The organism is Planomonospora sp. ID91781 (genome assembly GCF_015711595.1).
Taxonomy (GTDB): domain Bacteria; phylum Actinomycetota; class Actinomycetes; order Streptosporangiales; family Streptosporangiaceae; genus Planomonospora; species Planomonospora parontospora.
Genome location: NZ_JABTEY010000002.1, coordinates 243,306 through 267,766, shown reverse-complemented (window position 1 = coordinate 267,766; position 24,461 = coordinate 243,306). Strand labels below are relative to the sequence as shown.

At 70.7% G+C, this 24,461-nt stretch carries 25 protein-coding genes and 1 pseudogene; 10 read left to right on the top strand and 16 right to left on the bottom strand.

Annotated elements, in window-relative coordinates; translation table 11 throughout:
- The first annotated feature begins 103 nt into the window (after positions 1–103).
- From HS048_RS20375 to HS048_RS20360, 4 genes are read left to right on the top strand one after another with little or no spacing between them, the layout of a single operon-like run.
- Positions 104–1,192, top strand: a complete 1,089-nt coding sequence (locus tag HS048_RS20375; protein ID WP_196468270.1) for an alkene reductase — start codon at positions 104–106, stop codon at positions 1,190–1,192.
- Positions 1,189–2,415, top strand: coding sequence for an MFS transporter (locus HS048_RS20370; RefSeq protein ID WP_196468269.1), 1,227 nt, complete (start codon positions 1,189–1,191; stop codon positions 2,413–2,415). The genes HS048_RS20375 and HS048_RS20370 overlap by 4 nt, the downstream gene beginning before the upstream one ends.
- Before the next feature lie 44 nt (positions 2,416–2,459).
- On the top strand, positions 2,460–2,843 hold the full coding sequence (locus tag HS048_RS20365) for an NAD(P)-binding domain-containing protein (protein WP_196468268.1): 384 nt from the start codon (positions 2,460–2,462) through the stop codon (positions 2,841–2,843).
- Positions 2,840–3,241 carry a hypothetical protein gene (locus HS048_RS20360; protein WP_196468267.1) on the top strand — a complete coding sequence of 134 codons (402 nt, stop codon included), beginning with the start codon at positions 2,840–2,842 and terminating at the stop codon, positions 3,239–3,241. The genes HS048_RS20365 and HS048_RS20360 overlap by 4 nt, the downstream gene beginning before the upstream one ends.
- Positions 3,242–3,331: 90 nt before the next feature.
- On the opposite strand, the gene HS048_RS20355 is transcribed toward HS048_RS20360, so the two are convergent.
- Entirely contained in the window at positions 3,332–3,832 is a 501-nt protein-coding gene (locus HS048_RS20355; RefSeq protein ID WP_196468266.1) for an SRPBCC family protein, read from the bottom strand.
- Between the two features lie 473 nt (positions 3,833–4,305).
- Complete coding sequence (locus tag HS048_RS20350) at positions 4,306–5,502, bottom strand: RNA-guided endonuclease TnpB family protein (RefSeq protein ID WP_196468265.1); 1,197 nt, start codon at positions 5,500–5,502, stop codon at positions 4,306–4,308.
- A 50-nt stretch (positions 5,503–5,552) separates the two neighbouring features.
- Here HS048_RS20350 and HS048_RS20345 point away from each other — a divergent pair, with 50 nt between their 5' ends.
- The 5 genes from HS048_RS20345 (at position 5,553) to HS048_RS20325 (ending at position 9,477) form a co-directional block, all read left to right on the top strand.
- Positions 5,553–5,693, top strand: a complete 141-nt coding sequence (locus tag HS048_RS20345; protein ID WP_196468264.1) for an Arc family DNA-binding protein — start codon at positions 5,553–5,555, stop codon at positions 5,691–5,693.
- Positions 5,694–5,762: 69 nt separating this feature from the next.
- Positions 5,763–6,437: a response regulator transcription factor gene (locus HS048_RS20340; RefSeq protein ID WP_191896709.1), complete on the top strand. Its 675-nt coding sequence runs from the start codon at positions 5,763–5,765 to the stop codon at positions 6,435–6,437.
- A 7-nt stretch (positions 6,438–6,444) separates the two neighbouring features.
- Positions 6,445–7,950, top strand: a complete 1,506-nt coding sequence (locus tag HS048_RS20335; protein ID WP_196468263.1) for a HAMP domain-containing sensor histidine kinase — start codon at positions 6,445–6,447, stop codon at positions 7,948–7,950.
- The gene (locus HS048_RS20330; RefSeq protein WP_157237497.1) at positions 7,947–8,108 is read left to right on the top strand and encodes a hypothetical protein; all 162 of its coding nucleotides are present in this window, start codon (positions 7,947–7,949) and stop codon (positions 8,106–8,108) included. Before HS048_RS20335 ends, HS048_RS20330 begins: the two co-directional genes overlap by 4 nt.
- 304 nt (positions 8,109–8,412) lie before the next feature.
- Positions 8,413–9,477: an LLM class F420-dependent oxidoreductase gene (locus HS048_RS20325; protein WP_307832567.1), complete on the top strand. Its 1,065-nt coding sequence runs from the start codon at positions 8,413–8,415 to the stop codon at positions 9,475–9,477.
- A gap of 186 nt (positions 9,478–9,663) precedes the next feature.
- Here HS048_RS20325 and HS048_RS20320 read toward each other — a convergent pair whose 3' ends face one another.
- The 6 genes from HS048_RS20320 to HS048_RS20295 all read right to left on the bottom strand — a co-directional run bounded on the left by HS048_RS20320 (position 9,664) and on the right by HS048_RS20295 (position 14,490).
- On the bottom strand, positions 9,664–9,927 hold the full coding sequence (locus HS048_RS20320; protein ID WP_196468262.1) for a hypothetical protein: 264 nt from the start codon (positions 9,925–9,927) through the stop codon (positions 9,664–9,666).
- On the bottom strand, positions 9,924–10,211 hold the full coding sequence (locus HS048_RS20315; RefSeq protein ID WP_196468261.1) for a transposase: 288 nt from the start codon (positions 10,209–10,211) through the stop codon (positions 9,924–9,926). Before HS048_RS20315 ends, HS048_RS20320 begins: the two co-directional genes overlap by 4 nt.
- Positions 10,212–10,470: 259 nt before the next feature.
- Positions 10,471–11,640: a zinc-dependent alcohol dehydrogenase gene (locus HS048_RS20310; protein WP_196468260.1), complete on the bottom strand. Its 1,170-nt coding sequence runs from the start codon at positions 11,638–11,640 to the stop codon at positions 10,471–10,473.
- A complete protein-coding gene (locus HS048_RS20305; protein ID WP_230881806.1) occupies positions 11,637–12,527 on the bottom strand; it encodes an SRPBCC family protein in 891 nt (296 codons plus the stop codon). Before HS048_RS20305 ends, HS048_RS20310 begins: the two co-directional genes overlap by 4 nt.
- Positions 12,528–12,752: 225 nt before the next feature.
- Positions 12,753–13,328: a type 1 glutamine amidotransferase domain-containing protein gene (locus tag HS048_RS20300; protein WP_196468258.1), complete on the bottom strand. Its 576-nt coding sequence runs from the start codon at positions 13,326–13,328 to the stop codon at positions 12,753–12,755.
- Position 13,329: 1 nt separating this feature from the next.
- Positions 13,330–14,490: a glutathione-independent formaldehyde dehydrogenase gene (locus tag HS048_RS20295; protein WP_196468257.1), complete on the bottom strand. Its 1,161-nt coding sequence runs from the start codon at positions 14,488–14,490 to the stop codon at positions 13,330–13,332.
- 247 nt (positions 14,491–14,737) lie between these two features.
- On the opposite strand from HS048_RS20295, the gene HS048_RS37350 reads away from it, so the two are divergent.
- Positions 14,738–15,847 (top strand): hypothetical protein, encoded by a 1,110-nt coding sequence (locus tag HS048_RS37350; RefSeq protein WP_230881805.1) that lies wholly within the window; start codon positions 14,738–14,740, stop codon positions 15,845–15,847.
- 33 nt (positions 15,848–15,880) lie between these two features.
- Here HS048_RS37350 and HS048_RS39135 read toward each other — a convergent pair.
- The 8 genes and pseudogenes from HS048_RS39135 to dnaK form a co-directional block, all read right to left on the bottom strand.
- A pseudogene (locus HS048_RS39135) lies at positions 15,881–16,054 on the bottom strand (DUF1931 family protein); the annotation flags it as partial.
- Between the two features lie 5 nt (positions 16,055–16,059).
- Positions 16,060–17,724: an FAD-dependent oxidoreductase gene (locus tag HS048_RS20285; protein ID WP_196468255.1), complete on the bottom strand. Its 1,665-nt coding sequence runs from the start codon at positions 17,722–17,724 to the stop codon at positions 16,060–16,062.
- Positions 17,721–18,149, bottom strand: a complete 429-nt coding sequence (trxA, locus tag HS048_RS20280) for a thioredoxin (RefSeq protein ID WP_196468254.1) — start codon at positions 18,147–18,149, stop codon at positions 17,721–17,723. The genes HS048_RS20285 and trxA overlap by 4 nt, the downstream gene beginning before the upstream one ends.
- Position 18,150: 1 nt before the next feature.
- The gene (clpB, locus tag HS048_RS20275) at positions 18,151–20,754 is read right to left on the bottom strand and encodes an ATP-dependent chaperone ClpB (protein ID WP_230881804.1); all 2,604 of its coding nucleotides are present in this window, start codon (positions 20,752–20,754) and stop codon (positions 18,151–18,153) included.
- A gap of 24 nt (positions 20,755–20,778) precedes the next feature.
- Positions 20,779–21,072: a chaperone modulator CbpM gene (locus tag HS048_RS20270; RefSeq protein ID WP_196468252.1), complete on the bottom strand. Its 294-nt coding sequence runs from the start codon at positions 21,070–21,072 to the stop codon at positions 20,779–20,781.
- Positions 21,069–22,022 carry a DnaJ C-terminal domain-containing protein gene (locus tag HS048_RS20265; RefSeq protein WP_196468251.1) on the bottom strand — a complete coding sequence of 318 codons (954 nt, stop codon included), beginning with the start codon at positions 22,020–22,022 and terminating at the stop codon, positions 21,069–21,071. Before HS048_RS20265 ends, HS048_RS20270 begins: the two co-directional genes overlap by 4 nt.
- Positions 22,022–22,558, bottom strand: coding sequence for a nucleotide exchange factor GrpE (locus HS048_RS20260; protein WP_196468250.1), 537 nt, complete (start codon positions 22,556–22,558; stop codon positions 22,022–22,024). Before HS048_RS20260 ends, HS048_RS20265 begins: the two co-directional genes overlap by 1 nt.
- Before the next feature lies 1 nt (position 22,559).
- Positions 22,560–24,455: a molecular chaperone DnaK gene (dnaK, locus tag HS048_RS20255; RefSeq protein WP_196468249.1), complete on the bottom strand. Its 1,896-nt coding sequence runs from the start codon at positions 24,453–24,455 to the stop codon at positions 22,560–22,562.
- Between the last annotated feature and the right edge of the window lie 6 nt (positions 24,456–24,461).

Sequence of the window (24,461 nt, the reverse complement as noted above, 5' to 3'; positions counted from 1 at the left end):
AGGCGATCCCAGTAACTCAGTACCGAAACCTTACCGATTCGGCCCATAAGCGTCCGCTCGTATCTTCGTCGCACCGAAATGGACTCATGGCACGGAGGGCGACATGAACGAACTACTCACGCCTATCACCGGTGGCGCGCTGGATCTCCCGAACCGCCTGGTCATGGCGCCCATGACACGGAGCCGGTCCCGGGGCGGGCTCGTCGGAGAACGGACCGCCGAGTACTACGCCCAGCGTGCCGACGCCGGCCTGATCATCACCGAGGGCACCCAGCCATGCGTGATCGGCCAGGGGTACATCGACACGCCGGGCCTGCATTCGCCTGAGCAGGTGGCGGCCTGGCGGCTGGTGACGGATGCGGTGCACCGGCGAGGCGGCCGCATCGCGGTCCAGCTCATGCACTCCGGGCGGATCGGCCATCCCTGCCTGTACCCCGGGGGCGAGGTTCCCCTCGCGCCGTCCGCGATCCGCTCCGGCGAGCGGCTCTACACGCCGGAAGGGCTGCTCGACCACCCGACCCCGCGCGAGATGACCCTGGCCGACATCGAGCAGGCCGTCGAAGAGTTCGCGACCGCGGCCCGGCTGGCGATGGACGCCGGTTTCGACGCGGTCGAACTGCACGCCGCCAGCGGCTACCTAATCCACCAGTTCCTGTCGGACAACACCAACCGACGCACCGACGCCTACGGCGGTTCGGTGGCCGGGCGGATCAGGTTCGCCGTGGAGGTCGTGCAGGCCGTCAGCGACGCCATCGGCCCGGACCGCACCGGGGTCCGCGTCTCTCCGGGCATCACCTACAACGGCATGAACGAGAGCGACACGGAGATCCTGTACGCGGAGCTGGCCCGCGCGCTCGCCCCGTACGGCCTGGCCTACCTGCACGTGTCGGAGAACGACACGCGTGACGTGACCAAGATCATTCGTTCGGAGTGGCCCGGACTGCTCATCCTCAACCCGCACCCGTGGGACGGTGACGGGCCCGCGGCCCCCGCCGACGGGCTCGAGGCACTGCGCTCCGGCCTGGCCGACGTGATCTCCTTCGGCCGGTTGTGGCTGGCCAACCCCGACCTGCCCGCGCGGATCGCGAGGGGCGGCCCGTACAACGAGGCCGACCCGAAGACCTTCTACGGCGGCGACCACCGCGGCTACACCGACTACCCGGTGCTGTCGGCGAGCGGGGAGGACAGATGAGCAGCTCATCCCCCACCCCCTCCACCCACGCCGGAGCGCCCGATCAGCTCGGAACTCCGGACCGCGGGGTCCCCGTGGCCTGGCTGGCGCTGCTGGCGGGACCGCTCTCCTTCGGGATCGCCGGGCCCAGCCTCATCCTGCCGGACGCCGCCCGCGACCTCGGACTGACTCTGGGTGCCGTGACCTGGATCGTCACCGCCTTCGGCTGGGCCATCGCGATCGGCACCCCCGTGATGGCGGGATTGCAGAGCCACCAGGGCGTACGCCGGGCTCTGCTCACCTGTGCCGCGCTGGTCGCCCTGGGCGCAGTGCTCGTGGTGAGCGTGCCCTCACTGCCGTCGCTCGTGCTCGGCAGCGCGGCTCAAGGGCTCGGCACCGCCGGGTTCACCACGATCGCCATGAGCCTCACCCACTCGGCGCGCTCCATGGGACTCGTCACGGCCTCGCTGGCGACGGTCGGTTCCACCGCGCCGCTGATCGCCGACCTGGCCGGAGAGCTGCTGTCCTGGCAGGCGGGCCTGGCCCTGCCCGCGCTGAGCCTGCTCGCCGTTCCCGGCGTGCTGCGCCACCGACCCGCCGGCCCGGCACCGGACGCACCCTTCGACCCGGTGGGTGCGGTGCTGCTGACGGCATTGGTCACCGCGCTGGTGTTCGTGCCCCACTCATGGCCGGTCGCGGGGACGGCCGCCGTGGCCGCCGGTGGGCTGCTGGCGCTGCACCTACGGTCCAGGCGCGACGGATTCGTGCCCGCCTCGATCGTCCGCGCTCCGGTGTTCCTCCTGACGTCCGGACTGGCGTTCCTGCTGGCCGCGACCAACTTCGGCATGATCTATCTGCTGCCCACCCTGTTCGCCGGACAGGCGGACTGGACCAGCAGCCAGGTGGGAGCCGCCATCCTGTGGCCGCTGCTGTTCGGCGGGTTGGCCTCCTACGGGATGATCGCCGCCACCGCGAAAGCGCCGGTGAAGGCCGTTGCCGGGCTCTTCCCCGGGCTGGCGGCAGCAGGTGTGGGGCTGGCATGCCTCAGCCTCTCGCCGACCGCTCTCCTCATCGCCCAGGCGCTCACCTCCCTCGCCGCCGCCTCCGGACAAGGGGCGTTCGCAGCACGCGCCGCCGCCGCGGTGCCCGACGGCGCCAGATCGACGGCGATGGGCCAGTTCAACCTCTGCTACCTGCTCGGCGCCGCATTCGGCCCCGCCATCGCCGCCGCGCTCGCCGGCTGACCTCGACGATCCGGCCATCCGAATCCGATACGAAAGGGAGCACCATGACGACGACAACAGCTGCGGCTGACAACGCCACCACCGCGGCGAGCCGGGTCACCGTGCTCGGTCCAGGTTCCATGGGATCGCCGATCGCCAGAACGTTCGTCGAACGCGGATATCGCACAACGGTCTGGAACCGAACGGTAGGCAGGAGCGCGCTGCTGGGCGGCGTCGGCGGGGAATACCCGCCGGACCTCGGTTCGCTCCGCGCCCAGGCCGCGCTGGTGGACGGCATGATCGGCCACCGGGAGGCCGTCGGCGTGGAAGCCATGCGGATGCGCCAGGCCAAGGAACCGATGGATCGCCGGATCGCCGACGGCCACGGCGAACAGGAAATCTCGAGCCTGTTCGAGCTGCTTCCGGAGGAAGGCCGGACCGCGTCATGAGCCACCAGGACGAAACGATCCTCCTCTTCCGCAACACCATGCGAATCACCGACGGCCACCTGGAGGATTTCCGCAACGCCATCGCCCGAGCCGTGGAGTTCGCCCAGCAGCATGGCCCGCAGCTGATGGTGCAGACCTTCGTGGACGAGACGCGGATGCTCGCGCACAGCTTCCAGCTTTATCGGGACTCCGACGCGGTCCGCCTGCACTGGAAACTCGCGGGCCCGTTCATCCAGGACGTGATGAAGCACTGCCGGGTGGAGCACTTCGAGGTGTTCGGTGAGCCGGACGCCGAGGTGGCGGCGGGCCTGCGCTCGTCGCTCGGCGAGCAGACCCCGCTCACGTTCTCACCCCGCATCGCCGGTTTCCTGCGCTTCGGCGTGGCACCTCAGGCGTAGCCGACGCGCCCGCACCCGGAACCCGAGGCCGTCGGGCCGTCGAGCCGGGATGACGACGGCCCCGACGCCGCGCCGGGCTCGGTCCGCGCTCTACTTCCGGTCCTGGCGGCGGGCGCTCCAGACCCGCCGCAGCAGGCGCACCCACACCGACCAGCGCGCGGGGCGGCGGCTGAGCCGGCCGGCCGCGGCACGCTCGGCGTTGTCGAACAGATCCTGCATCAGCGCCTCGTGCAACCAGCGGATCAGCAGCGGCCACAGGATCCTCATGCGCCCCCGGGTGGTGCCGACGATCGTGTGCGTGAGACGGGAGCGATCCGCTCCCTCGGCGGTGATGACGAGCTCGTGATGGCCGTCGAGGCCCAGCTCCGGGTCGAAGGAGAACCGCAGACGACGGCCGGGCTCGTATTCGGTGACGCTGTAGCGGATGGGACCGTGACCGCCGCGCGATCCGGTGGTCAGCCCCGCATCGAGGACGAGCGGCGGCCAGGACGGGGTGGGCCAGAGACGGTCATCGGCGGTCGACACCCCGTCCAGCAACGCACCGAGCCTGTCCGCCGACGCGTTGACCGACCGCTGCTGGACGTTCCTCATATCGCTCCCCATCCGCCGGTCTCCAGTGGAACCGTACGGCATCAACCGGATCACGCAGGAACGCGGGTGCGGTTCAACGGCGGCCCACGCCAGGGTGGGGTCGTCGTCGCGGCGGGCCGCCGTCCGGTCGGTATTCGAAGTGCCGCCACTCGTCGTCGTAGATGCGGTGGAGGCCGCAGCACGGTGAGCACCGGCGTGACCGCGGCGTACAGCCGGTCCCTAGGCCGAGGCGGGATGGTGTGTGGTCCGTTCATGAGGAATTACGATTGGCACCGGATGTGCGCGCGTCGTCAGCCCCATGTCACCGTTCGCCGACGGCCGCCGCCGTCGGCGCGACCGTGACACGACCATGACACGACGCGGACCGGGCGGGGACACGACCGGACGACAGTGGACGGGACTGACCGGCGGACGAGTTACGGAGTGTGCTTTGACGTCCTCCCCCGTCTGAAGCCGGGGGATTCCAACGGCAACTACCCCACAAGGAGGAGGTCGCGTTGAGGTTCGCGGTTCACCGGCCCGCCCGACGGCGAGCCTCCCCGCGCAGCCACCGTGCGCCCCACGGCGGTGTCCCGGAGGTTGCAGGCCGCGTTCACGTCGGCGTCGGCCCGATGCCCGCAGGCGACGCACCGGAACACCGCTTGGCTCTCGCGGTTGTCCGGGGCGCGGTGCCCGCAGGCGTTGCAGGTCTGCGACGTGTACGCGGGGTTGATCTTGACGACGCGGCCGGGGGCCTTGTCCTCCAGGCGGGTCACGAGCCGCCCCCATCCGGCGGCGAGGATGGCCCGGTTCAGTCCTGCTTTCTGGCGGACGTTCGTTCCCGGCTGCTCGACGGTGCCCTTCGCCGACCGGGTCATGTTCCGGATCTTCAGGTCTTCGACGGCGATGACGTCGAACCGGCGCGCCAGATCGGTGGAGGTCTTCTCCACCCAGTCCTTGCGCCGGTCACTCTCACGGGCTTTCAGCCGGGCGATGGCGGCCTTGACCTTCGCCCGCCGGTGGGAGCCGCGGCGGGCGCGGGCGAGTTTCCGCTCAAGCCGCAGCAGCCGCCTGGCCTCGGGCTCGCGCAGTCCGGGAGCGGTCAGCAGTTCCCCGGTCGACAGCGCCGCCGAGGCGGCCACGCCCCGGTCCACGCCGACGGCCTCACCCGTTGCGGGCGCGGGCACCGGCTTCGGGACGGCGGCGAACGCGACATGCCAGCGTCCAGCCGCATCCCGGGTGATCCGGAACGACTTCACCCCGCCGGGCACGGCGCGCGACCAGCGGAAGCGCACCCAGCCGACCTTCGGGATCTTCACCTCGCCGGTGTTGCGCGACAGGCGCCGCACCTGGTCGGCTTTGACGGCGACGATCCGGAACCCCTCATTCCGGCCGCGTCTGCGCCAGGTCGGCTTGCGGTGGGTGCCGCCGAAGAAGTTCGCCATGGCCTGGGCGAAGTCCTTGAGGGCCTGCTGCTGGACGACGATCGACCCGGCGGCCGGCCAGCCGAAGGCCGCTCGGGCTTCGGTGAGCTGGCGGCACTGCTCGGCGAACCCCGGCGCGCTTTTCCGGCCCGGCTTCCAGTGCGCGTGCTGCTCGACGGCGAGGTTCCACACGAACCTCGCGTGCGCGCAGTGCTCCGCCAGCGCCGCCTCCTGGGCGGGGGTAGGGGAGAGCCGATACCGGGACATGCCATCAATTTACCATCAGCGAGATGGGGTCCGGCAGGTATTCTGCCGACATGAAACAGATCACGTTGCGGCTTCCCGACGACCTTCACGCACGGCTCAAGGAGTTGGCCGAACATGAGCACCGATCCCTGCACGCGCAGGTGCTGCACATCGTGCAGCAGGCCGTCCCGGCTCCGCCGGACCATCCCTGACGGGACGCCCATTCCTCCCCGGCCTGAAGGCCGAGGCACCCTGGGCAGAATGACGTGAAATCCGGGGGCGTGTCGCGAGTGCTGCTGATCGAGGACGACCCGGCCGTGCGGGAGGGCCTCGAGCTGGCCCTGACCCGGCACGGGCACCGGGTGCGCGCGGTGGACTCCGGTGAGCAGGGACTCGACCGGCTGCGTACGGACCTCCCCGACGTCGTCGTGCTCGATCTCATGCTGCCCGGCATCGACGGGTTCGAGGTCTGCCGCCGCATCCGGGCCGCCGGTGAGACACCGATCATCATGCTGACCGCGCGCGGCGACGACATCGACGTGGTGGCCGGACTGGAGGCGGGCGCCGACGACTACGTGGTCAAGCCGGTGCAGCCCCGGGTGCTCGAGGCGCGCATCCGCGCGGTCCTCCGGCGGATCGGCCGGGACCAGGCGGAGCTGGAGCGGCACGGGGACCTGACCATCGACCGGGCCGGGCTGGTGGTCGCCAACCGCGGCGTGCCGGTCGGCCTCGCCCCCACCGAACTGCGCCTGCTGCTCGAGCTCTCCGGCACGCCGGGCCGGGTGCACAGCCGCCAGCAGCTGCTGGAGTCGGTGTGGGAGCACGGGTACTTCGGCGACTCGCGCCTCGTGGACGCATGCGTGCAGCGGCTGCGCGCGAAGATCGAGGACGACTCGGCCGCGCCCGTCTACGTGCAGACGGTGCGTGGGTTCGGATACCGGTTCGGGCCGGTGTGAGCCGCCGGTGGCACCTTGGCCGAGTCTGGGGCTGCGGGCCCGCCTGTCGTCCGCGTTCGCGCTGCTGTGCGTGGTCACCACGGTGGCGGTGGCCGGCGGGATCTACGTCCAGGCCCGCAACGCCATCCTGCAGAGGACCCAGGACGCCGCGGTGCAGGCGATGACGAGCCGACTGCAGGCGCTCTACCCGTTGCGGAGTCCGGCGCCGGACCGGGCCGAGCTCGGCGGCATCGCCGGCGCCGTGAGCGACGGGAACGTCTTCGCCGTCGCCTTCCACCGCGGCGAGCACTCACTGGCCGGACCGCCCCCGGAGCGCCCCGGCGCCCCGGCCCCCGGTCCGCCGCCGGAGCACCGGAGGCCGGGCGGCGTGCCGGTCCTGGACCTCGGGGTGATCTCACCGCAGTTGCGGCGGACGGTGGCCGGCGGCGACGTCGCGTGGCAGCGCGTGGTCTGGCAGGACGCCCCCTTCCTGATCATCGGCACGCCGTTGCTGATCACCGAGCGGGACCGGACGACGCGGTCGTCCGGCATCGAGGTCTACGTCGCGCGCAGCCTGCTTCCCGAACAGCGCAGCATCGACGGGCTCGCCGTACACGCCTGGCTCACCGGCGGGGCGGCCCTGGCGTTCGCGGTCGTCCTGGCGTCGCTGGCCACCCGCGGTGTGCTGCGCCCGGTGCGCGAGCTCGGCCGGGCGGCGCGCCTGCTGGGCGAGGGCGAGCTGCGCACCAGGATCGCGGTCCGCGGTTCCGACGAGCTGGCCGACGTGGCCCGCACGTTCAACACCACCGCGGCGGAGCTGGAACGGCACGTCGAGCAGCTGCGCCGGATGGAGGCCGACGCCCGCCGGTTCGTGGCCGACGTCTCCCACGAGCTGCGCACCCCGCTGGCCGCGCTCGCCGCGGTCGCCGACGTCCTCGACGAGGAGGCGGCCCGGCTGCCCGAACCCGCCGGCAGGGCCGCCAGGCTGGTCAGCCAGGAGACGCTCAGCCTCACCGCTCTGGTGAACGACCTCATCGAGATCAGCAGGTTCGACTCCGGCGTCGCGGCCCTCGCCCTGAACGAGGTCGACGTGGCCGAGCTGGTGCGCGCGACCCTGCGCGCCCGCGGCTGGTCGGAGGCGGTGCGCACCGAGCTCCCACCCGGGGTGACGGCACCGCTGGACCCGCGCCGGGTGGACGTCATCCTCGCGAACCTGGTCGGCAACGCCCTGCGGCACGGCGAGCCGCCGGTGTCGGTACGGCTCTCCGCCGACCCGCACCGGATCGCTCTGGAGGTCCGCGACCACGGGCCGGGCCTCGACGAAACGGTGCTGCCGCACGTGTTCGACCGGTTCTACAAGGCCGGCGCGGCCAGGGCCAGGTCCGAGGGCAGCGGTCTCGGCCTCGCCATCGCGCGGGAGAACGCGCGCCTGCACGGGGGCGACCTCACCGTCGCCAACGCCGTGGACGGCGGCGCCGTGTTCACGCTGCGCCTGCCGCGCCGGGCACACGATCCGGGCGGTGGCCCCGAGTGAGGACCGGGCTGCCCCGCCGCGTGCTCGCCGCGGGTCTCGTGGCGCTCATCGCGGTGGCCGGCTGCGGCGTGCGGCCCAGCGACGTCATCCCCGCAGGCGACCCGCCGAGCGGACCCGTCGCACCGACCACCGCGGTCACCCTGCCCGGGTCACCGTAGTCGGGGCCGGTCACAAGGCCAGCCCTCGGAACCGCTCGGGGCGGCGGTAGCGGCCTGTCGTCATACGCCGGTGTGCTCGGCCCTCTGGCGGTCGGCTCTGTCCGACCGCCAGAGCCGTGAGGCGACGGCGTTTCCCCCGGTCGGATTGTGGTTGTCTTCTGGTTTGAGAATTTTCCTGTACCGACTCCTTTACAATGTAGATTAAGTACTCTCTTTGATCTCACGAGATGCCCTGTTTCTCAGCAGATGCCCTGTGCGCGGAGGCCGTCTCCGGAGATGATGCGATCACGGACATGAGGAACCGGTGATCGCGAGAAGCGAGGAGGCGTTCGTGCGTCTGGGATTCAGCATCGGCACCCTGGGGCCTGTCGCGTCCGCTCCCGACGAGCATCTCAAGCTCGTCGCCGAGGCCGAGCGGCTGGGGTACGAGTCCGTCTGGGCCTCCGAGGGGTACGGCGCCGACCCGGCGACGACCCTGGCCTGGCTGGCGGCGGGCACCGAACGCGTGGAGCTCGGCAGCGGGATCATCCAGATATCCGGTCGCACCGCCGTCGCCACCGCCATGGCCGCGGCGACGATCGACCGGCTGTCCGGCGGCCGGTTCCGGCTGGGCCTGGGCACCTCCGGCCCGCAGGTGACGGAGGGCTGGCACGGGCGGCGCTACGAGCGTCCGCTGGCCCACCTGCGCGACTACGTCCAGGTGGTGCGGACCGCGCTGGCCGGCGAGCCCGTGCGCCATACGGGCCCCACCCTCCGGCTGCCCCTGCCCGACAGCCGCGGCAAGGCGCTGAGCATGGCCATCGGGCCGGTACGGCGGCCGCTGCCGATCCATCTGGCGGCCATGGGTCCCAAGGCGATCGCCCTCGCCGGTGAGATCGCCGACGGCTGGCTGCCGATCCACTTCCCGCCCGAGCACGTGGCCGAGTCCCTCGGCCGGCTGCGCTCGGGGGCGGCCCTGGCCGGACGCGACCCGGCGGAGGTCGCCGTCTCCCCCATGGTGATGGCGATGGTGGACGAGGACGCCGACTACGCCCGCGACGTGGTGCGCCCGATGCTCGCGCTCTATCTGGGCGGCATGGGCAGCAAGGAGGTCAACTTCTACAACCGGCTGGCCCACCGCCTGGGCTTCGCCGCCGCGGCCGCCCGGGTCCAGGACGCCTACCTCGACGGCGGGATGGGCGAGGCGATGGAGGAGCTGCCCGACGACCTGGTGGACGCGCTGGCGCTGTGCGGCACCCCGGGGCGGGTGCGCGAGCGGCTGGAGGCCTATCGCGAGGCGGGGGCGACGACCCTCGTCGTCGGGTTGAACGCGCCGACCCTGGACGACCGCCTGGAACAGCTCGGCTGGCTGGCCGAGCTGAACTCCTGACAGGTGCCTGCGGGTTCCGGGGGCTCCTCTCCCGGAACCCGCGGGCGGCCCGCCGCTGGAGGACGCACGCGGGGCGTCGCCGGAGGCGGGCTCAGGCGAGCAGGAACTTCAAGCGGTCGTCGGCCAGCCACGGCGCGATCTCGACGATCTCCGCGCTGATGGAGTTGCCCCGGTTCGGTAGACGCATCAGAGCTTGCCGCTACGCGGCAGCATAGCCGTCTTGATGGACGTTCTTGAGCGCGTGTCGGCGCTCGTACTCGGCCGGGCTGAGCTGGCCGTTGGCCGAATGCCGGCGCCGGGGGTTTCGGCATCACGGTGGGCACGCGCCGACGGACCGCGCTCCTGGCGCCTGCGCCAGGTGTAGTAGCCCTGGCGCGACACACCGAGCACCCGGGCCAGCAGGGAGACGTCGTGGTGGTCGTTCTCCGCGTCGACCAGCCGGAACTTCATCTCGGCCGATCCGTCTCCCGTTCGAAGAAAACCGCGGCCTTGCGCAGGATCTCCTTCTCCTCGCGGAGAAGCTTGACCTCGCGGCGCAGCCGGGCCAGCTCGTCTTTTCCGGCGCTGGTCAGGCCATCGCCGCGGCGGCCGTCATCGAGGTCGGCTTGGCGCACCCAGGTACGGATCGACTGGGCGGAGGGCTCGAACTCCCGAGCCAGTTCCTCCGGTGTCCGTCCGGCGCGCACCAGTTCCACCATCTGCCGGCGAACCTCCGGCGGATAGTTGTCCGGCACAGTGGACTCCTTCCGGGAACCAGGGTTCCCCAGAGGTCAAGCGTCCACCAAACCGGGTCAACTCCAGTGAACCGCGCCGCCACGATGGTGGTCACCCGCCTGATCGCTGCCGGCGAGGGCGGGGCCGTAGGGCCGGTCTCCGTAGGCGAGGACTTCCTGCGCCGCTCACCGTCGCTGCGGGTGCCGCTCCGCTGCCTTGACGGAACGGCGGGTCACCGAGGAAATCGAGCGGAACCGGCTCTGGGCCGCGAAGGCAGGCTCACGGAGTGAGCACGACCTTGTTGCACTCGTCCTGCTTGTGCTTGAACAGCTCGAACCCGCGTGGCGCCTCGCTGAGCGGCATGCGGTGCGAGATGACGAAGCTCGGGTCGATCTCGCCCGCGCGGATCCGCTGCAGCAGCGGCTCGGCGTAGCGCTGCACGTGGCACTGGCCGGTGCGGATGGTCAGCGACCGGTTCATTACGGTGCCCATCGGGAACTTGTCAACGAATCCGCCGTACACTCCGATGACGGAGACCACACCGCCGTTGCGGCAGGCCATGATGGCCTCGCGCAGCACGTACGGCCGCTCGGTCTCCATCCTGGCGGCCTGCTTGGTGCGGTCGTAGGCGTACATCGCCGGAGTCGGGTGATGCGCCTCCATCCCGACCGCGTCGATGCAGGCGTCCGGGCCGCGCCCGCCGGTCATGTCGCGCAGCGCCTCCAGCACGTTCACCTCCTCGTAGTTGAGCACCTCCGCGCCGGTCCGCTGCACCCGCCGCAACCGGTACGGGAACCGGTCGATGACGATGACCCGGTCCGCGCCGAGCAGGAACGCACTGGCCGCGGCGAACTGCCCGACCGGCCCCGCCCCCCAGATCGCGATCGTCTGGCCCGGCTTGATGTCGCACATCTCCGCACCCATGAAACCGGTCGGGAAGATGTCGGACAGGAACAGCACCTGCTCGTCCGGCAGATCGTCCTCGATCTTGATGGGGCCGACGTCGGCGAACGGCACCCGCACGTACTCGGCCTGCCCGCCGGCGAAGCCGCCCAGCATGTGCGAGTAGCCGAAGATCCCGGCGGGCGCGTGACCCATCAGCTTCTCGGCCATGCCGGCATTGGGGTTGGAGTTCTCGCACACCGAGTACAGCTCGGCCTCACAAGCGAAACAGGCGCCGCACGCGATCGGGAACGGCACCACCACCCGATCCCCGGCGCGCAGGTTACGCACGCCGGGGCCGACCTCGACGACCTCGCCCATGAACTCGTGGCCGAGGATGTCGCCCTTCTTCACCGTGGGGATGTAGCCGTCCACGAGGTGCAGGTCGGAGCCGCAGATCGCGGTCGAGGTGACGCGGACGATCGCGTCACGCGCGTTGAGGATCCGCGGATCCGGCACGTCCTGGATCTCCAGGCAGTTGCGGCCCGCCCACACGTTGGCCTTCATGCCCGTCCTCCGATCGGTTGCGCGGGACGCTGGCGAAGCTGACGCCGGGCACGGTGACCCTCGGGGCTGCCCTCCGAGCGGACCACCTCGCCGGTCTCCATGACCTGCTTGAAACGGCGCAGATCGTCACGGACCTGCTGCTCGGGATGCTCGCCGAACATCCGGGCGACCGCGGCGGCGAGCTTGCGGCCGGGCGCGCCGTACTCCAGCGAGACGTCCACGACCGTGCCCCGCCCGCCGGGGCCGTCGGTGAAGCTGACCAGGCCGGCGGTGGCGATGCCGGTGCCGGGCACCGACCGCCAGGCGATCAGATCGCCGAACCGCTCGTCGATGATCTCGGCCTCCCACTCCAGGTCGACGACCCGGCCCTTGGCCCTCCAGCGGGAGCGGCGCTGGTTGATGGTGCGCACCGAGTCCAGGTGGATCATGAAGGTGGGCAGGTTCTCCAGCTCGCGCCAGAAGCGGTAGACATCCTCGCACGGCTTGTTGATCGTGATGGAGGCGCGCACCTTCAGCGGGCCCTTGGTCTTGGCGGTGCCGCCCCGGGCGCAGGCGGCGTCCAGGGCGGTGAGCCCGGCGACCGCGCCGAGCGCGGCCAGCGCGCGGGTGCGACGGGCGCCGGTGCGGTTGGCGGCGGCCCTGCCCAGGACGCCGAGGTCCATCGTGTCGCCGGCGACCCTGGTCCACGCCCACTGGGCGGGGTTCTTGGCGCCGAGCAGCAGCGCGGCGTGCAGGAGCTCGCGCCCGCCGACGAGCCTGGCGACGGTCGTGGCCCCGGGCGCGTCGTCGACGCCGCACAGGCGGGTCACGGCCCGTGGTGCCGCCAGTTGCGCCGCGCCCAGCGCGAGGCTGGTCCACCCGAGCGCACGGGCGATTTTGTCGGTCATCATGCGTCCTTATAGAGGTTGTAGTGGTATGTACGTGCGCCACAGGCGGCCCCCGGTCTGCTCACACCCCCCGCGTCCTCCGGCCCCTTGTCCCTGACAGAACCGATGACACCAGCGCATCCAGACATGAAAGGTGCACGTCGTCTGGATGGCCGTTCAGTACGTAGAGGCCGGGAGCAGCGCCGGCGCGGACAGCGACGGGACGCGCGTTCGTGGTCGGCGATGTCAGGCCCGGCGTGCGGCGGCACCGTCCTGCGGGTCTTTGGCGAACTCCTGCACGATGCGCTCGCAAAAGGCCGGCAGGTCGTCGGGCGACCGGCTCGTGGTGATGTTGCCGTCGGTGACGACCGGCTCGTCGACCACCTCGGCCCCGGCGTTGCGCAGGTCGGTGCGCACGCTCGGCCACGAGGTCAGCCGGCGGCCCCGCGCGACGTCGGCCTCGACGAAGTTCCACGGACCGTGGCAGATCGACGCCACCGGCTTGCCCGACTGGACGAAGTCCCGGACGAACCGCACCGCGGCGGGTTCCATCCGCAACTTGTCCGGGTTCACCGTCCCGCCCGGCAGGAGCAGCGCCTCGTAGTCGTCGACCGACACCTCGCCGACCAGCCGGTCCACCGTGAAGGTGCCGGCGTCTTCGAGGTCGTGGTCGCGTGCCTGGATCTCGCCGCCGGCGATGGAGACCACGACGGTGCGAGCGCCGGCGTCGTCCAGCGCCTGCCGCGGCCGCTCCAGCTCGACTCGCTCCACCCCGTCGGCCGCGAGGATGGCGATGCGGCGTCCGTTCAGCTCTGCGGCCATGTCAGGCACCCGCTCCCGCCATCGCCGGGTGCAGGACGATCTTCGTCCAGCCTTCGTCCCGCTTGTCGAAGTGCTCATACGCCTCCGGCGCGCGGTCGAGGGGCAGCTCATGGCTGACGATGAAGGACGGTTCGGCCTTGCCCGCGGCGATCAGGTCGCGCAGCTGCCGGTTGTACTTCTTGACCGGAGCCTGGCCGCTGCCGATGTGCTGGCCCTTGAACCAGAACATGCCGTAGTCGAAGGCGAGTTTGCCCTGCTTGGCCAGCTCGTCGCCGGCCCCGGGGTCCTGCGGGACGAAGACGCCGACACAGCCGATCCTCCCGGTGAAGCGCACCGAGGCGACCAGCCGGTTCATCGTCAGGTTGGGCTGCTCCCGGCCGTCGGGCTCGTGCGCCTGATAGCCGACGCATTCACAGCCGTTGTCCGCGCCCAGCCCCATCGTCTCGTCCAGCACGGCCTGCACCGGGTCGACCTTGGAGTCGTCGATGGCGATCGCGCCGATCGATTCGGCCAGCCGCAGCCGGTCGGGGTGGCGGTCGACGACCATCACCTTGCTCGCCCCCCGGACGGTCGCCGAGAGGGCGGCCATCAGCCCGACCGGGCCCGCGCCGTAGATGACCGTCTGGTCGCCGGGCCGCACGCCGGCCATCTCGGTGGCGTGGTAGCCGGTCGGGAAGATGTCGGCGAGCATCACGTAGTCGGTCTGGCGCTGCTCGGCGTCCTCGCCCAGCCGCAGGCAGTTGAAGTCGCCCCAGGGCACGCGCAACAGCTCGGCCTGCCCGCCGCCGTAGGGGCCCATGTCGGCGAAGCCGTAGGCGGCGCCGGCCATTTTCGGCTCGGGCTGGGCGGTCAGGCAGTAGTTCGTCAGCTGGCGTTCGCAGTTCTTGCAGTGCCCGCACGCGATGTTGAACGGCAGGACGACCCAGTCGCCCACCTGGACCTTGTCCACCCCGGCGCCGACCTCGACCACCTGGCCCAGGTTCTCGTGCCCGAACCAGCGGCCGGGCTCGAAGTCGGTCCGGCCCTCGTACATGTGCAGGTCCGAGCCGCAGATGTTCGCCGACGTGATCCGCACCAGGACGTCGGTCGGCCGCTCGATCCGCGCGTCCGGCACATCCTTGACGCTGACCTGCCGCGGCCCCTCGTACACCACTGCCTTCATGACGATCTCCCCGTCGCAGATGCCTCCCTCCCCATGGGCGGCCCCCAGACCGATACCCCCGGAAAACCCCCTGAACCCACGGCCGGACACTTTAAGTGCCCATACAATTACTACACGTCACTAATAGAGGTTTCCTATCAATCTCTGACTGCATGGTGTCCAAGCATGACTCGATACAATTCGCATGTGTCACGCCACTGTGGGTAGTCACTATCGGGATTTCGTCCGGCTACCGGCGAGGAGCGCCATGGTCATCAGTGAGCCGCATCGGCCGGAGATCGTCGTCGGACTCGTGGCGACCCCGCCGGACTATCCGGCGCAGGTGGTCGCGCGGCTCGCCGCCGAACTGGCCGACCTGCTCACCGAGCAGGTGGCTCCGCACGTGCGGTGGCGCGTCCGGGCAGGCTGGGGTGAGGTGGCGCCGCGCCGCGACGGCGGCGTTGAGGCGCTGCTCGACGATCTAGCCCGGCGGCGCGCCGATGCCCGGTGGGACGTCGCGGTCTGCCTGACCGACCTGCCGCTGCACACCGAGCGGGTGCCGCTGGTCGCGCAGACGTCCGTCCGGCGCCGAGTCGCGATGGTGTCCTTGCCCGCGCTGGGGCTGCGCCAGCTGCGAGCGCTGCGCACGGCCATCCCGGGTCTCGTGGGCCGGCTGCTCACTGACGCTTCCGAGGAGCGGGTGCCGCCGGCCGGCCGGGCACCGGCCGAACTGGCCGGCCAGGTCGCCGCCATACACCGGGTGGTCGGCGAGGCCGATGCCGGGGAACTGGGCTACGTCGCCTCGCGGCTGGCCGGCCGGGTGCGGCTACTGACTGGGATGATCCGGGCCAACCGCCCGGAGCGCGCCCTGCTGGGCCTGTCCAAACTGCTGGCCGGCGCCTTCGCCACGGCCGCGTTCGCGCTCACCACCAGCACCATCTGGGAGATGGGCGATGCGCTCGGCGGACTCCGCCTCACTGTGATCATGCTTCTCGGACTGACCGCGCTGGTGACCTGGCTGATCGTCGCGCACGATCTGTGGGAGAAACCGGGCCAGGAGACACCGGCTGAGCTGGCCCGGCTGTTCAACCTGGGCACAATCCTTACCCTCGCTCTGGCCGCTGTGGTGTCCTATCTGGTGCTGTTCGCCGGAACGACACTCGTCGCGGCGCTGCTGATCGACACCTCCGTACTGCAAAAGAACCTGCACCGGCCGGTCGATCTCACCGACTACCTGAACCTGGCCTGGATCATCAGCTCGCTGGCCACCGTCGGCGGCACGATCGGCTCCGGGCTGGAGGACGAGGGCACGGTGCGGGCCGCCGCCTACGGTTACCATCCCGAACCCCAAGGCTGGCAGGACGAGCAGGACACGTAGTTCCGCCCCGAGGACGCCACCGGGCAGGTCCCAGGACTGGATGATGTCGCGCCGGTTCGACTTCGTGCAGGCCTCGGCGGCGACGAGCATGTCGTACAGCTTCCGGTTGATGAAGTCGCTGTATCGCTTGAGGTCGGATTTGTCCACGTCCAGTCCCGCAGCGGCGCGGAAGAAGTACTCGAACCTGGAAACCGCGATAACTGACATCTGGATCACCGTCCTTGTTGCCGATGCCCTGTCATGGAGAATCTTTCGTGCACAAGGCGTACCGCCATGGCGCCCTCCCCGACCGCGGACGCGACCCGTTTGACCGACCCGCTGCGAACGTCTCCCACGGCGAACACGCCCGGCCGCCCGGTCTCCAGGGGAAGAGTCTCCCCGTGTGACGAGCCGATACCCGTGGTGACGAAGCCCCGGTCATCCAGCGCGACGGCGCCCGCAAGCCAGCCGGTGTGCGGATCCGCGCCGATGAACACGAACATCGCGTTGGTCTCGATCTCGATGGGCTGCCCCGTCTGGTTGTTCTGGGCGCGGACGGCCCGCAGGGAGCCGTCCCCGAGCAGTTCGCGTACCTCGGTGTGGAAGATGATCTCGATGCCGGGCGTCCGGCTGATCGCGTCGACGAGGTAGCGGGACATGCTCTGGCTGAGATCGCCGCCGCGCACGAGCACACGCACTGACGAGGCGTTCCTGGCCAGGTAAAGTGCCGCCTGGCCGGCGGAGTTGCCGCCGCCGACGATGACCACCGGCACCTGCCGGCACATGCGCAGCTCGAACGGCGTCGCCGCGTAGTAGACGCCGCAGCCTTCGTACTTCTCCAGGTCGGGAACGTTGAGTTTGCGGTAGCGAGCGCCGGTGGCGATGAGCACGGCGTGGCCCTGCACAGCAGTCCCGCCCTCGACGAGCACGCTGTAGTGGCCGTTGTCGGACTCCAGCCCGCTCGCCTCGGCCGGTACGGTCAGCCGGGCGCCGAACTTGGCCGCCTGGATGACCGCGCGTTCGGCAAGCTCGGCGCCCGAGATGCCCGACGGGAAGCCGAGATAGTTGTCGATGCGGGAGGAGGTGCTCGCTTGGCCGCCCGCGGCGACCGCGTCGAGCACGACCGTGGTCAGGCCCTCCGAGGCCCCGTACACGCTCGCGGCCAGGCCGGCGGGACCCGCGCCCACGACGATCAGGTCACACACGTCGCTGCCGGGCCGCGACGCGGACAGGCCGATGGTCTTGGCCAGTGTGGCGGTGGTCGGGTTGCGCAGCACCTGGTCTCCGTGCCAAATCACGACCGGCGTGTCCTGCGGGGAGATGCCGAGCTGGCGCAGCAGCGCCTCCGCCTCCTCGTCGTCCTCCAGGTCGATCCACCGGTGCGGGAGCCTGTTGCGGGCGGCGAACTCGCGCAGCCGGCGGGCATCGGGCGAGTAGCGGGAGCCGATGATGCGGAAACCGGCGTCCATGCCGATCAGCAGGGTACGGCGGGTGAGGTAGGCGCGCAGGATGAGGTCCCCGAATGCGGGGTCACCGGCCACCAGCGTGCGCACCTGGTCGGCCGGGACGGCCAGGATTTCGCCGGGCTCCCGCACGAGCGCGGTCAGGAACCCGACCTGGCGGGTGAGCAGGCCCAGCTCGCCGAGGAAACGCCCGGGGCCGTGAACGGCGATCGTCCGCTCCTCCGCGCTGCCGTATCCCTCGACCGTGGCCACCTTGCCGCGCAGGATCACGATGAACTCACCAGCGGGCTCGCCCTCCCGGTAGAGGACCTCGCCGGGCGACACGGGCCTGCGCTCGCCGCACCGCGACAGGTCCGTTATGCGCCGCTCGTCCAGCCGGGGATAGGCCCCGTGCAGGTCCGGTGTCTCGGGCAGGGTGGCCGGCGACTGCGTCATGACGGCGTCCTCAGCGTGTCCTCGACCCATTCGCGCAGCTGAGCCGACGGGACCGCGCCGACGCGTTGTGCCACGACGCGGCCCTCGTTGAGCATCATGAGCGCCGGGATGCCCGTGATCGTGAAGCGCTGTGAGAGGGCCGGGGACCGGTCCACGTCGACCTTGACGAGCTTCACGCGTCCGGCCATCTCTTGGGCGACTCGTTCGAGCGCGGGCGTGACCATCCGGCACGGCCCGCACCATTCCGCCCAGAAGTCGACGAGTACCGGCAGGTCGGCCCGTTCGGCGACCTCCGCGAAGGTGTCGTCGCCGGCGTCGGCGATCCACGGCAGCGGCTGGTGGCAGTTGCCGCAGCGGGGCGTGCCCGAGGCGGCCTCCGGAACCCGGTTCGGCCTCCCGCAGTCGGCGCAGCGCACGGTGTGCATGTCAGCTTCCCGGAGTGCAGAAGGTGACGTTCAGCTCGCCCTTGTCGGCACCGACCACGATGGTCGAGCCGTCGGGGGCGTCTCCGGCGAGCAGGGCCCGGCCAATCCTGGTCTCGACCTCCCGGGCGATGAACCGGCGCAGCGGCCGGGCGCCGTAGACGGGGTCGTACCCCTGGTTGGCGATGAGCTTGCGGGCCTCCTCGGTGACCTCCAGGGTGAGCCGCCGGTCGGCCAGCCGCCGCCTGATGTCGGCGAACATCAGATCGACGATCCGCTCGATCTCCGCCTCGGTCAGCGGCTTGAACAGCACGATGTCGTCGATCCTGTTGAGAAACTCGGGCCGGAAGTGCCGGCGCAGCTCCGCCATCACGCCGTCGTGAGCCCCGGGCTTGATCTCGCCGTCGGAGGTGACCCCGTCCAGCAGGTGCTGGGAGCCGATGTTCGAGGTCATGATGATCACGGTGTTGCGGAAGTCGACCGTGCGGCCCTGCGCGTCGGTCAGTCGGCCGTCGTCCAGGACCTGCAACAGCGCGTTGAAGACGTCCGCGTGGGCCTTCTCGATCTCGTCGAAGAGCACCACCGAGTACGGCTTGCGCCGCACCGCCTCCGTGAGCTGCCCGCCCTCCTCGTAGCCGACGTAGCCTGGAGGAGCGCCGACGAGGCGGCTGACCGTGTGGCGTTCCTGGTACTCGCTCATGTCGATGCGGACCATGTTGTCCTCGGTGTCGAACAGGGCCTCCGCGAGGGACCTGGCCAGCTCGGTCTTGCCGACGCCGGTCGGCCCGAGGAAGAGGAAAGACCCGATGGGACGGCGCGGGTCCTTGATGCCCGAGCGGGCGCGGATGATGGCGTCGGCCACGAGCCGCACGGCCTCCTCCTGGCCGACGACGCGCTCATGCAGGATCTGGTCGAGCTTGAGCAGCTTGTCCCGCTCGGCCTCCTGCAGCCGTGTCACCGGGATGCCGGTCCAGCGGGAGACGATGTCCGCGATCTCCCTTTCGGTCACCACCTCACGCAGCAGCCTGTGGCCGTTCTGCCGGGTGCCCAGCCGCTCCTCCTCGGCGTGCAGCCGGCGCTCCAGCTCGGGCAGCCTGCCGTGGCGCAGCTCGGCGGCGCGGTTGAGGTCGTAGTCGCGTTCGGCCTGCTCAGCCTCCCGACGCACGGCCTCGATCTCCTGCCGCAAGCTCTGGACCTTGCGCAGGGCCGAGCGCTCGGCCTCCCACTGTGCCCGCATCGCATCGCATTCGGCACGCGCGGCGGCCAGTTCCTCGCGCAGCTCGTCGAGGCGCTCCCCGCTGGCCGGATCGTCCTCCTTGTCCAGTGCGGCCTCCTCGATCTCCAACCGCCGTACCCGCCTGGTCAGGGCGTCGAGGTCGGCCGGCATGGAGTCGATCTCCGTCCGGATCATCGCGCACGCCTCGTCCACCAGATCGATCGCCTTGTCCGGCAGAAACCGGTCAGAGATATAGCGGTGGCTCAGCGTCACGGCGGCGACGAGCGCGCTGTCCTGGATCTTCACGCCGTGGAAGACCTCCAGGCGCTCCCGCAGGCCGCGCAGGATCGAGATGGCGTCCTCCATCGAGGGCTCGTCGATCAGCACCGGCTGGAACCTGCGCTCCAGGGCGGCATCCTTCTCGATGTGCTTGCGGTATTCGTCTACCGTGGTCGCGCCGATCAGGTGCAGCTCGCCACGCGCCAGCATCGGCTTGAGCAGGTTGCCGGCGTCCATGGCGCCCTCGGTCGCCCCGGCTCCGACCACCGTGTGGACCTCGTCCACGAACAGCAGGATCCGCCCCTCCGCCGCCTTCACCTCGTTCAGCACGGCCTTGAGGCGTTCCTCGAACTCCCCGCGGTACTTGGCACCGGCTACGAGCGCGCCCATGTCCAGGCTGAAGATCGTCTTATCGCGCAGCCCCTCGGGGACATCGCCGCGGACGATGCGCTGGGCCAGCCCTTCGACGACGGCCGTCTTGCCGACTCCGGGGTCGCCGATGAGGACCGGGTTGTTCTTGGTCTTGCGGGAGAGGATCTGGATCACCCGCCGGATCTCTCCGTCGCGGCCGATCACCGGATCGAGCTTGTCCGCCCGGGCGTCGGCGACCAGGTCACGCCCATACTTCTCCAGAGCCTCGTAGGCCACCTCCGGCATGGCCGAGGTGACGCGCTGATTGCCTCGCACGGCGGTGAGCGCCTCCAGGAACCGGTCCCTGCTCAGGCCCTGGCCGTGCATCAGACGTCCGGACGTGGTCGTGGATCCCTCCTCGATGAGGGCGAGCAGCAGGTGTTCGACGGAGACGTACTCGTCCTTGAGCCGGCGTGCCTCCCGGTCAGCGGCGTCGAGCAGCCGCGACAGGCGCTGGGTGAGGAACACCTGGCCGGGCGCGGCGCCCGGGCCGCTGACCTTGGGCCGTCGCGACAGCTCGTCTTCCAGGTCGGCATGCAGGCGTCGGGGATCGGCGCCGGCCTGTTCCAGTAGCCTGGGCGCCAGCCCTTCAGGCTGGTCGAGCAGGGCCAGCAGGAGGTGCTCGCCGTCGACCTCGGTGTGGCCGAAGCGCAAGGCTTTGGTCTGGGCGTCGTGCAGGGCTTCCTGCGACTTCTGCGTCATCCTGTTCGGTTCCACTCCAGCCCCCTAGCGTGGTCGTGGGAGGTCGCGCAGGGCGGCCTCCAGCTCCCCGATCCGGTCGAGGAGGTCGATCACCACGCCGATCGCGGCGTAGTTGATGGACAGTCCCTTGTGCAACCGCTGGATGCGTGCCGCCGCCGTCACCTGGGCGGGCGTGAAGCACAGCTCCCCCCTGGCGTTCCTGCCCGGCTCCAGCAGGCCGAGCGCCACCAGTCGGCGCACGGCCTGCGGATGCAGGCCCGTGGCCCGCGCGTAGGCGTCCAGGTCCAGCCGGACCTGGCGGACGAGCGCGTAGCTCATGAGCGCCTCCTCGGGTCGAAGCGCGAGACGGCGGCGAGCTGCTCGAACAGGCGCCGCTCCTCGTCGGTAGGCCTGGGAGGCACCATGATCCGGGACTCGGCGTAGAAGTCCCCCGCCGCCCCGCGCGGACTGGGCATGCCGCGTCCTTTCAGGCGCAGGCGGAGGCCCGTGGATGTGCCCGGCGGTACCTTCACCTTCGCCTCGCCGCCCGGCGTGTCGACAGCGACCATGGCGCCGAGCGCCGCCTCCCAGGGAGCCAGTGGCAGCGGGGCGTAGATGTCACGGCCCTCCACTCGGTAGCGGGGATGGTCGGCGATCCGCACGATCAGGTGGAGGTCGCCCGCCTGGGCTCCCTCACTGCCGTGCCCGCCCTGGCCAGTGAGCCTGATCCGCTGCCCGTTCGTGACACCGGGCGGGATCGTGACATCCAGCCGCCTGCCACCAGACAGCGTGATGCTGCGGCGCCCGCCGTGATACGCCTCCTCCACGGTCAGCGTCAGCTCCGCCTCCTGGTCGGCGCCGGGCACCGGCCCCCACTGCCGTCTGCCCCGGCCACCGAACATGCCGCCGAGCAGGTCCTCCAGGTCGATGCCCTCGTCCGCGCCGAAGCCGAAGCCCTCGGCGCCGGCCGAGCGCCACCCGCCACCCCCCGCGCCGGCCCGCGCACCCGCACCCGCTCGGCTGCGTGCGCGGGCCCAGTCCGCGGGATCGACGTCGGGCGGCACCTGGCGGAAATCACGTCCGAACGCGTCGTAGCGGCGACGCGTCTCGGGATCGGAGAGCACGCTGTAGGCCTCCGAGATCTCCTTGAACCTGTCCTCGGCGCCGGGATCCTTATTGACATCGGGGTGGTAGGCGCGCACGAGCTTGCGGTAGGCCCGCTGGATCTCGTCGGCGTCGGCGTTCCGGCCGACGCCGAGCACCTCGTAGAAGTCCCGGCGTTCGGCCATCACTCCACCTGCTTCGCGACGGCCACGATCGCCGGCCTGAGCTGCCGCTCACCGTCGCCGTAGCCGGGCCTGAGCACCTCCACCACGGTGCCCGGATCGACGTCTGCCCGTTCGACTGTCGTCACCGCCTCGTGGCGGGCGGGGTCGAAGGGCACACCGGTCTCGTCGTGACGGGGATAGCCGAGCCTGTTGAGCAAGGTGACCGCCTGGTCCCGTACCGCTCGTACCCCTTCAAGGACGGCGTCCGCGCCCCCGTCGCCACGGACCGCGTGGCTCAGCGCGCGCTCGAGGTTGTCCAGGATGGGCAGCCACTCCGCCGCCACCTTGGACCGCTCTTCGGCCCTGATCCGCTCGGCGTCACGTGCGACGCGCTTGCGCAGGTTGTCCAGCTCCGCGACCGCCCGCAGCCACCGGTCCTTCAGCTCCGCCAACTTCGCGTTGGTCTCCGCGGGCGCGGCGGCCTCCGCGGGTTCCTGCTCGACCCGCGTGGTGGCCGTGCCGGCCTGGTCCTGGGTCTCGGATCTGTCCTCGTTCATGTCACTTGGGCTCCGAGGTCGTGAATTCGGCGTCGATCACGTCCTCGTCACTGCCGCCGGGGGCGTTTTCCGTCCTGCCCTGCGGCGGCACGCTCGGCCCGCCGCCCGCGGCGGCACCGAGTCCGTGATAGACCTGCTGCAGCTCTCCGCTGAGCATGCGCAGCCGGTCCACCGGCGCCTCTTCCTTGATCGCCTGCCTGGCGTCCTGGACGAGCTGCTCCGCCCGCGCCTTCTCGTGCACGGGCACGGCGTCGCCGAGCTCCTCCAGGCGGCGTTCCACCTGGTAGGCGACCGAGTCCAGCTCGTTGCGCGCGTCGATGGCCTCCCGGAGCCTAAGGTCCTCCGTACGGTGCTGCTCGGCGTCGGCGACCATCCGCTCGATCTCCGGCTTGTCCAGGTTGGAGCTCTCGCTGATGGTGATCCGCTGCTCGGCACCGGTGTCCTTGTCCCGGGCGGAGACGTTGAGGATGCCGTTGGCGTCGATGTCGAAGGTGACCTCGACCTGCGGCACCCCCCGCGGCGCAGGCCGGATGTTCTCCAGTCGGAAGCGCCCGAGCACCCGGTTGTCGGCGGCGCGCTCCCGCTCCCCTTGCAGGATGACGATGTCGACGGCGTTCTGGTTGTCCTCGGCCGTGCTGAAGACCTCGGTACGGCGCGCCGGAATCGTCGTGTTGCGCTCGATGACCTTGGTCATCAGGCCGCCGAGGGTCTCGACGCCCAGCGACAGAGGCGTGACGTCGAGCAGGACGACGTCCTGCACCTCGCCCTTGATGATCCCGGCCTGGACCGCCGCGCCGATGGCGACGACCTCGTCCGGGTTCACCGTCATGTTGGGGTCCTTGCCGTCGGTGAGCCGGCGCACGAGATTCTGCACGGTGGGCATCCGGGTCGACCCGCCGACGAGGATCACCTCGTCGATGTCCGCGGGCCTCAGCTTGGCGTCCTCCATCGCCTGCTCGACGGGAGCGACGCAGCGCTCGACCAGATCGGCCGTGATCTGCTCGAACGTGGAGCGCATGAGCGTGGTGTTGAGGTGCTTCGGCCCCGAGGCGTCCGCCGTGACGAACGGCAGGCTGATCGTGGTCTGGGTGACCTCCGAGAGCTCGACCTTGGCCTTCTCCGCCGCCTCGAACAGGCGCTGCAGGGCCTGTGGGTCGTTGCGCAGATCGATGCCCTGGTCCCGCTGGAACTCATCGGCCAGGTGGTCGACGATCCGGCGGTCGAAATCGTCGCCGCCGAGATGCCCGTCCCCGGAGGTGGCGCGGACCTCGACCACGCCTTCGCCGATGTCCAAGATGCTGACGTCGAAGGTGCCGCCGCCCAGGTCGAAGACCAGAACGGTCTCGCTGGACTTCTTGTCCAGCCCGTACGCGAGCGCCGCCGCCGTCGGCTCGTTGATGATCCGCAGCACCTCGAGCCCCGCGATGCGCCCCGCGTCCTTGGTCGCCTGACGCTGGGCGTCGTTGAAGTACGCCGGAACGGTGATGACCGCCTCGGTCACCTTCTCGCCCAGGTATTTCGCCGCGTCCGCGACCAGCTTGCGCAGGACGAGCGCCGAGACCTCCTCCGGCGCGTACTGCTTGTCACCGACCTGGAAGCGCACGGCTCCCTGGGGCCCCTCCACGACGTCGAAGGAGACGGCGTGCTGCTCGCTCTGGATCTCGTCGTAGCGGCGGCCGATGAAGCGTTTGGCGGAATAGATCGTTCCTTTCGGGTTGAGTATGGCCTGGCGGCGGGCCAGCTGGCCGACCAGCCGTTCGCCCTGGTCGGTGAACGCCACCACGGACGGCGTCGTCCGGGAGCCTTCAGCGTTGGGTATCACCGTGGGGTGGCCGTCCACCGCGGCGGCGATCACCGAGTTGGTGGTACCGAGATCGATGCCGACTGCCTTCGCCATTTCTCG

What these genes read in the sequence shown, in the direction of transcription:
- HS048_RS20265 (WP_196468251.1), bottom strand. Translation starts at nt 22,022, where the DNA reads ATGGCCGAACGCCGGGACTTCTACGAGGTGCTCGGCGTCGGCCGGAAC.
- dnaK (WP_196468249.1), bottom strand. Translation starts at nt 24,455, where the DNA reads ATGGCGAAGGCAGTCGGCATCGATCTCGGTACCACCAACTCGGTGATC.
- trxA (WP_196468254.1), bottom strand. Translation starts at nt 18,149, where the DNA reads ATGCACACCGTGCGCTGCGCCGACTGCGGGAGGCCGAACCGGGTTCCG.
- HS048_RS20270 (WP_196468252.1), bottom strand. Translation starts at nt 21,072, where the DNA reads ATGAGCTACGCGCTCGTCCGCCAGGTCCGGCTGGACCTGGACGCCTAC.
- HS048_RS20320 (WP_196468262.1), bottom strand. Translation starts at nt 9,927, where the DNA reads ATGAAGTTCCGGCTGGTCGACGCGGAGAACGACCACCACGACGTCTCC.
- HS048_RS20300 (WP_196468258.1), bottom strand. Translation starts at nt 13,328, where the DNA reads ATGGCCGCAGAGCTGAACGGACGCCGCATCGCCATCCTCGCGGCCGAC.
- HS048_RS20345 (WP_196468264.1), top strand. Translation starts at nt 5,553, where the DNA reads ATGAAACAGATCACGTTGCGGCTTCCCGACGACCTTCACGCACGGCTC.
- HS048_RS20285 (WP_196468255.1), bottom strand. Translation starts at nt 17,724, where the DNA reads ATGACGCAGTCGCCGGCCACCCTGCCCGAGACACCGGACCTGCACGGG.
- HS048_RS20350 (WP_196468265.1), bottom strand. Translation starts at nt 5,502, where the DNA reads ATGTCCCGGTATCGGCTCTCCCCTACCCCCGCCCAGGAGGCGGCGCTG.
- HS048_RS37350 (WP_230881805.1), top strand. Translation starts at nt 14,738, where the DNA reads ATGGTCATCAGTGAGCCGCATCGGCCGGAGATCGTCGTCGGACTCGTG.
- HS048_RS20260 (WP_196468250.1), bottom strand. Translation starts at nt 22,558, where the DNA reads ATGAACGAGGACAGATCCGAGACCCAGGACCAGGCCGGCACGGCCACC.
- HS048_RS20310 (WP_196468260.1), bottom strand. Translation starts at nt 11,640, where the DNA reads ATGAAGGCCAACGTGTGGGCGGGCCGCAACTGCCTGGAGATCCAGGAC.
- HS048_RS20360 (WP_196468267.1), top strand. Translation starts at nt 2,840, where the DNA reads ATGAGCCACCAGGACGAAACGATCCTCCTCTTCCGCAACACCATGCGA.
- HS048_RS20305 (WP_230881806.1), bottom strand. Translation starts at nt 12,527, where the DNA reads ATGACCGACAAAATCGCCCGTGCGCTCGGGTGGACCAGCCTCGCGCTG.
- HS048_RS20375 (WP_196468270.1), top strand. Translation starts at nt 104, where the DNA reads ATGAACGAACTACTCACGCCTATCACCGGTGGCGCGCTGGATCTCCCG.
- HS048_RS20355 (WP_196468266.1), bottom strand. Translation starts at nt 3,832, where the DNA reads ATGAGGAACGTCCAGCAGCGGTCGGTCAACGCGTCGGCGGACAGGCTC.
- HS048_RS20370 (WP_196468269.1), top strand. Translation starts at nt 1,189, where the DNA reads ATGAGCAGCTCATCCCCCACCCCCTCCACCCACGCCGGAGCGCCCGAT.
- HS048_RS20295 (WP_196468257.1), bottom strand. Translation starts at nt 14,490, where the DNA reads ATGAAGGCAGTGGTGTACGAGGGGCCGCGGCAGGTCAGCGTCAAGGAT.
- clpB (WP_230881804.1), bottom strand. Translation starts at nt 20,754, where the DNA reads ATGACGCAGAAGTCGCAGGAAGCCCTGCACGACGCCCAGACCAAAGCC.
- HS048_RS20365 (WP_196468268.1), top strand. Translation starts at nt 2,460, where the DNA reads ATGACGACGACAACAGCTGCGGCTGACAACGCCACCACCGCGGCGAGC.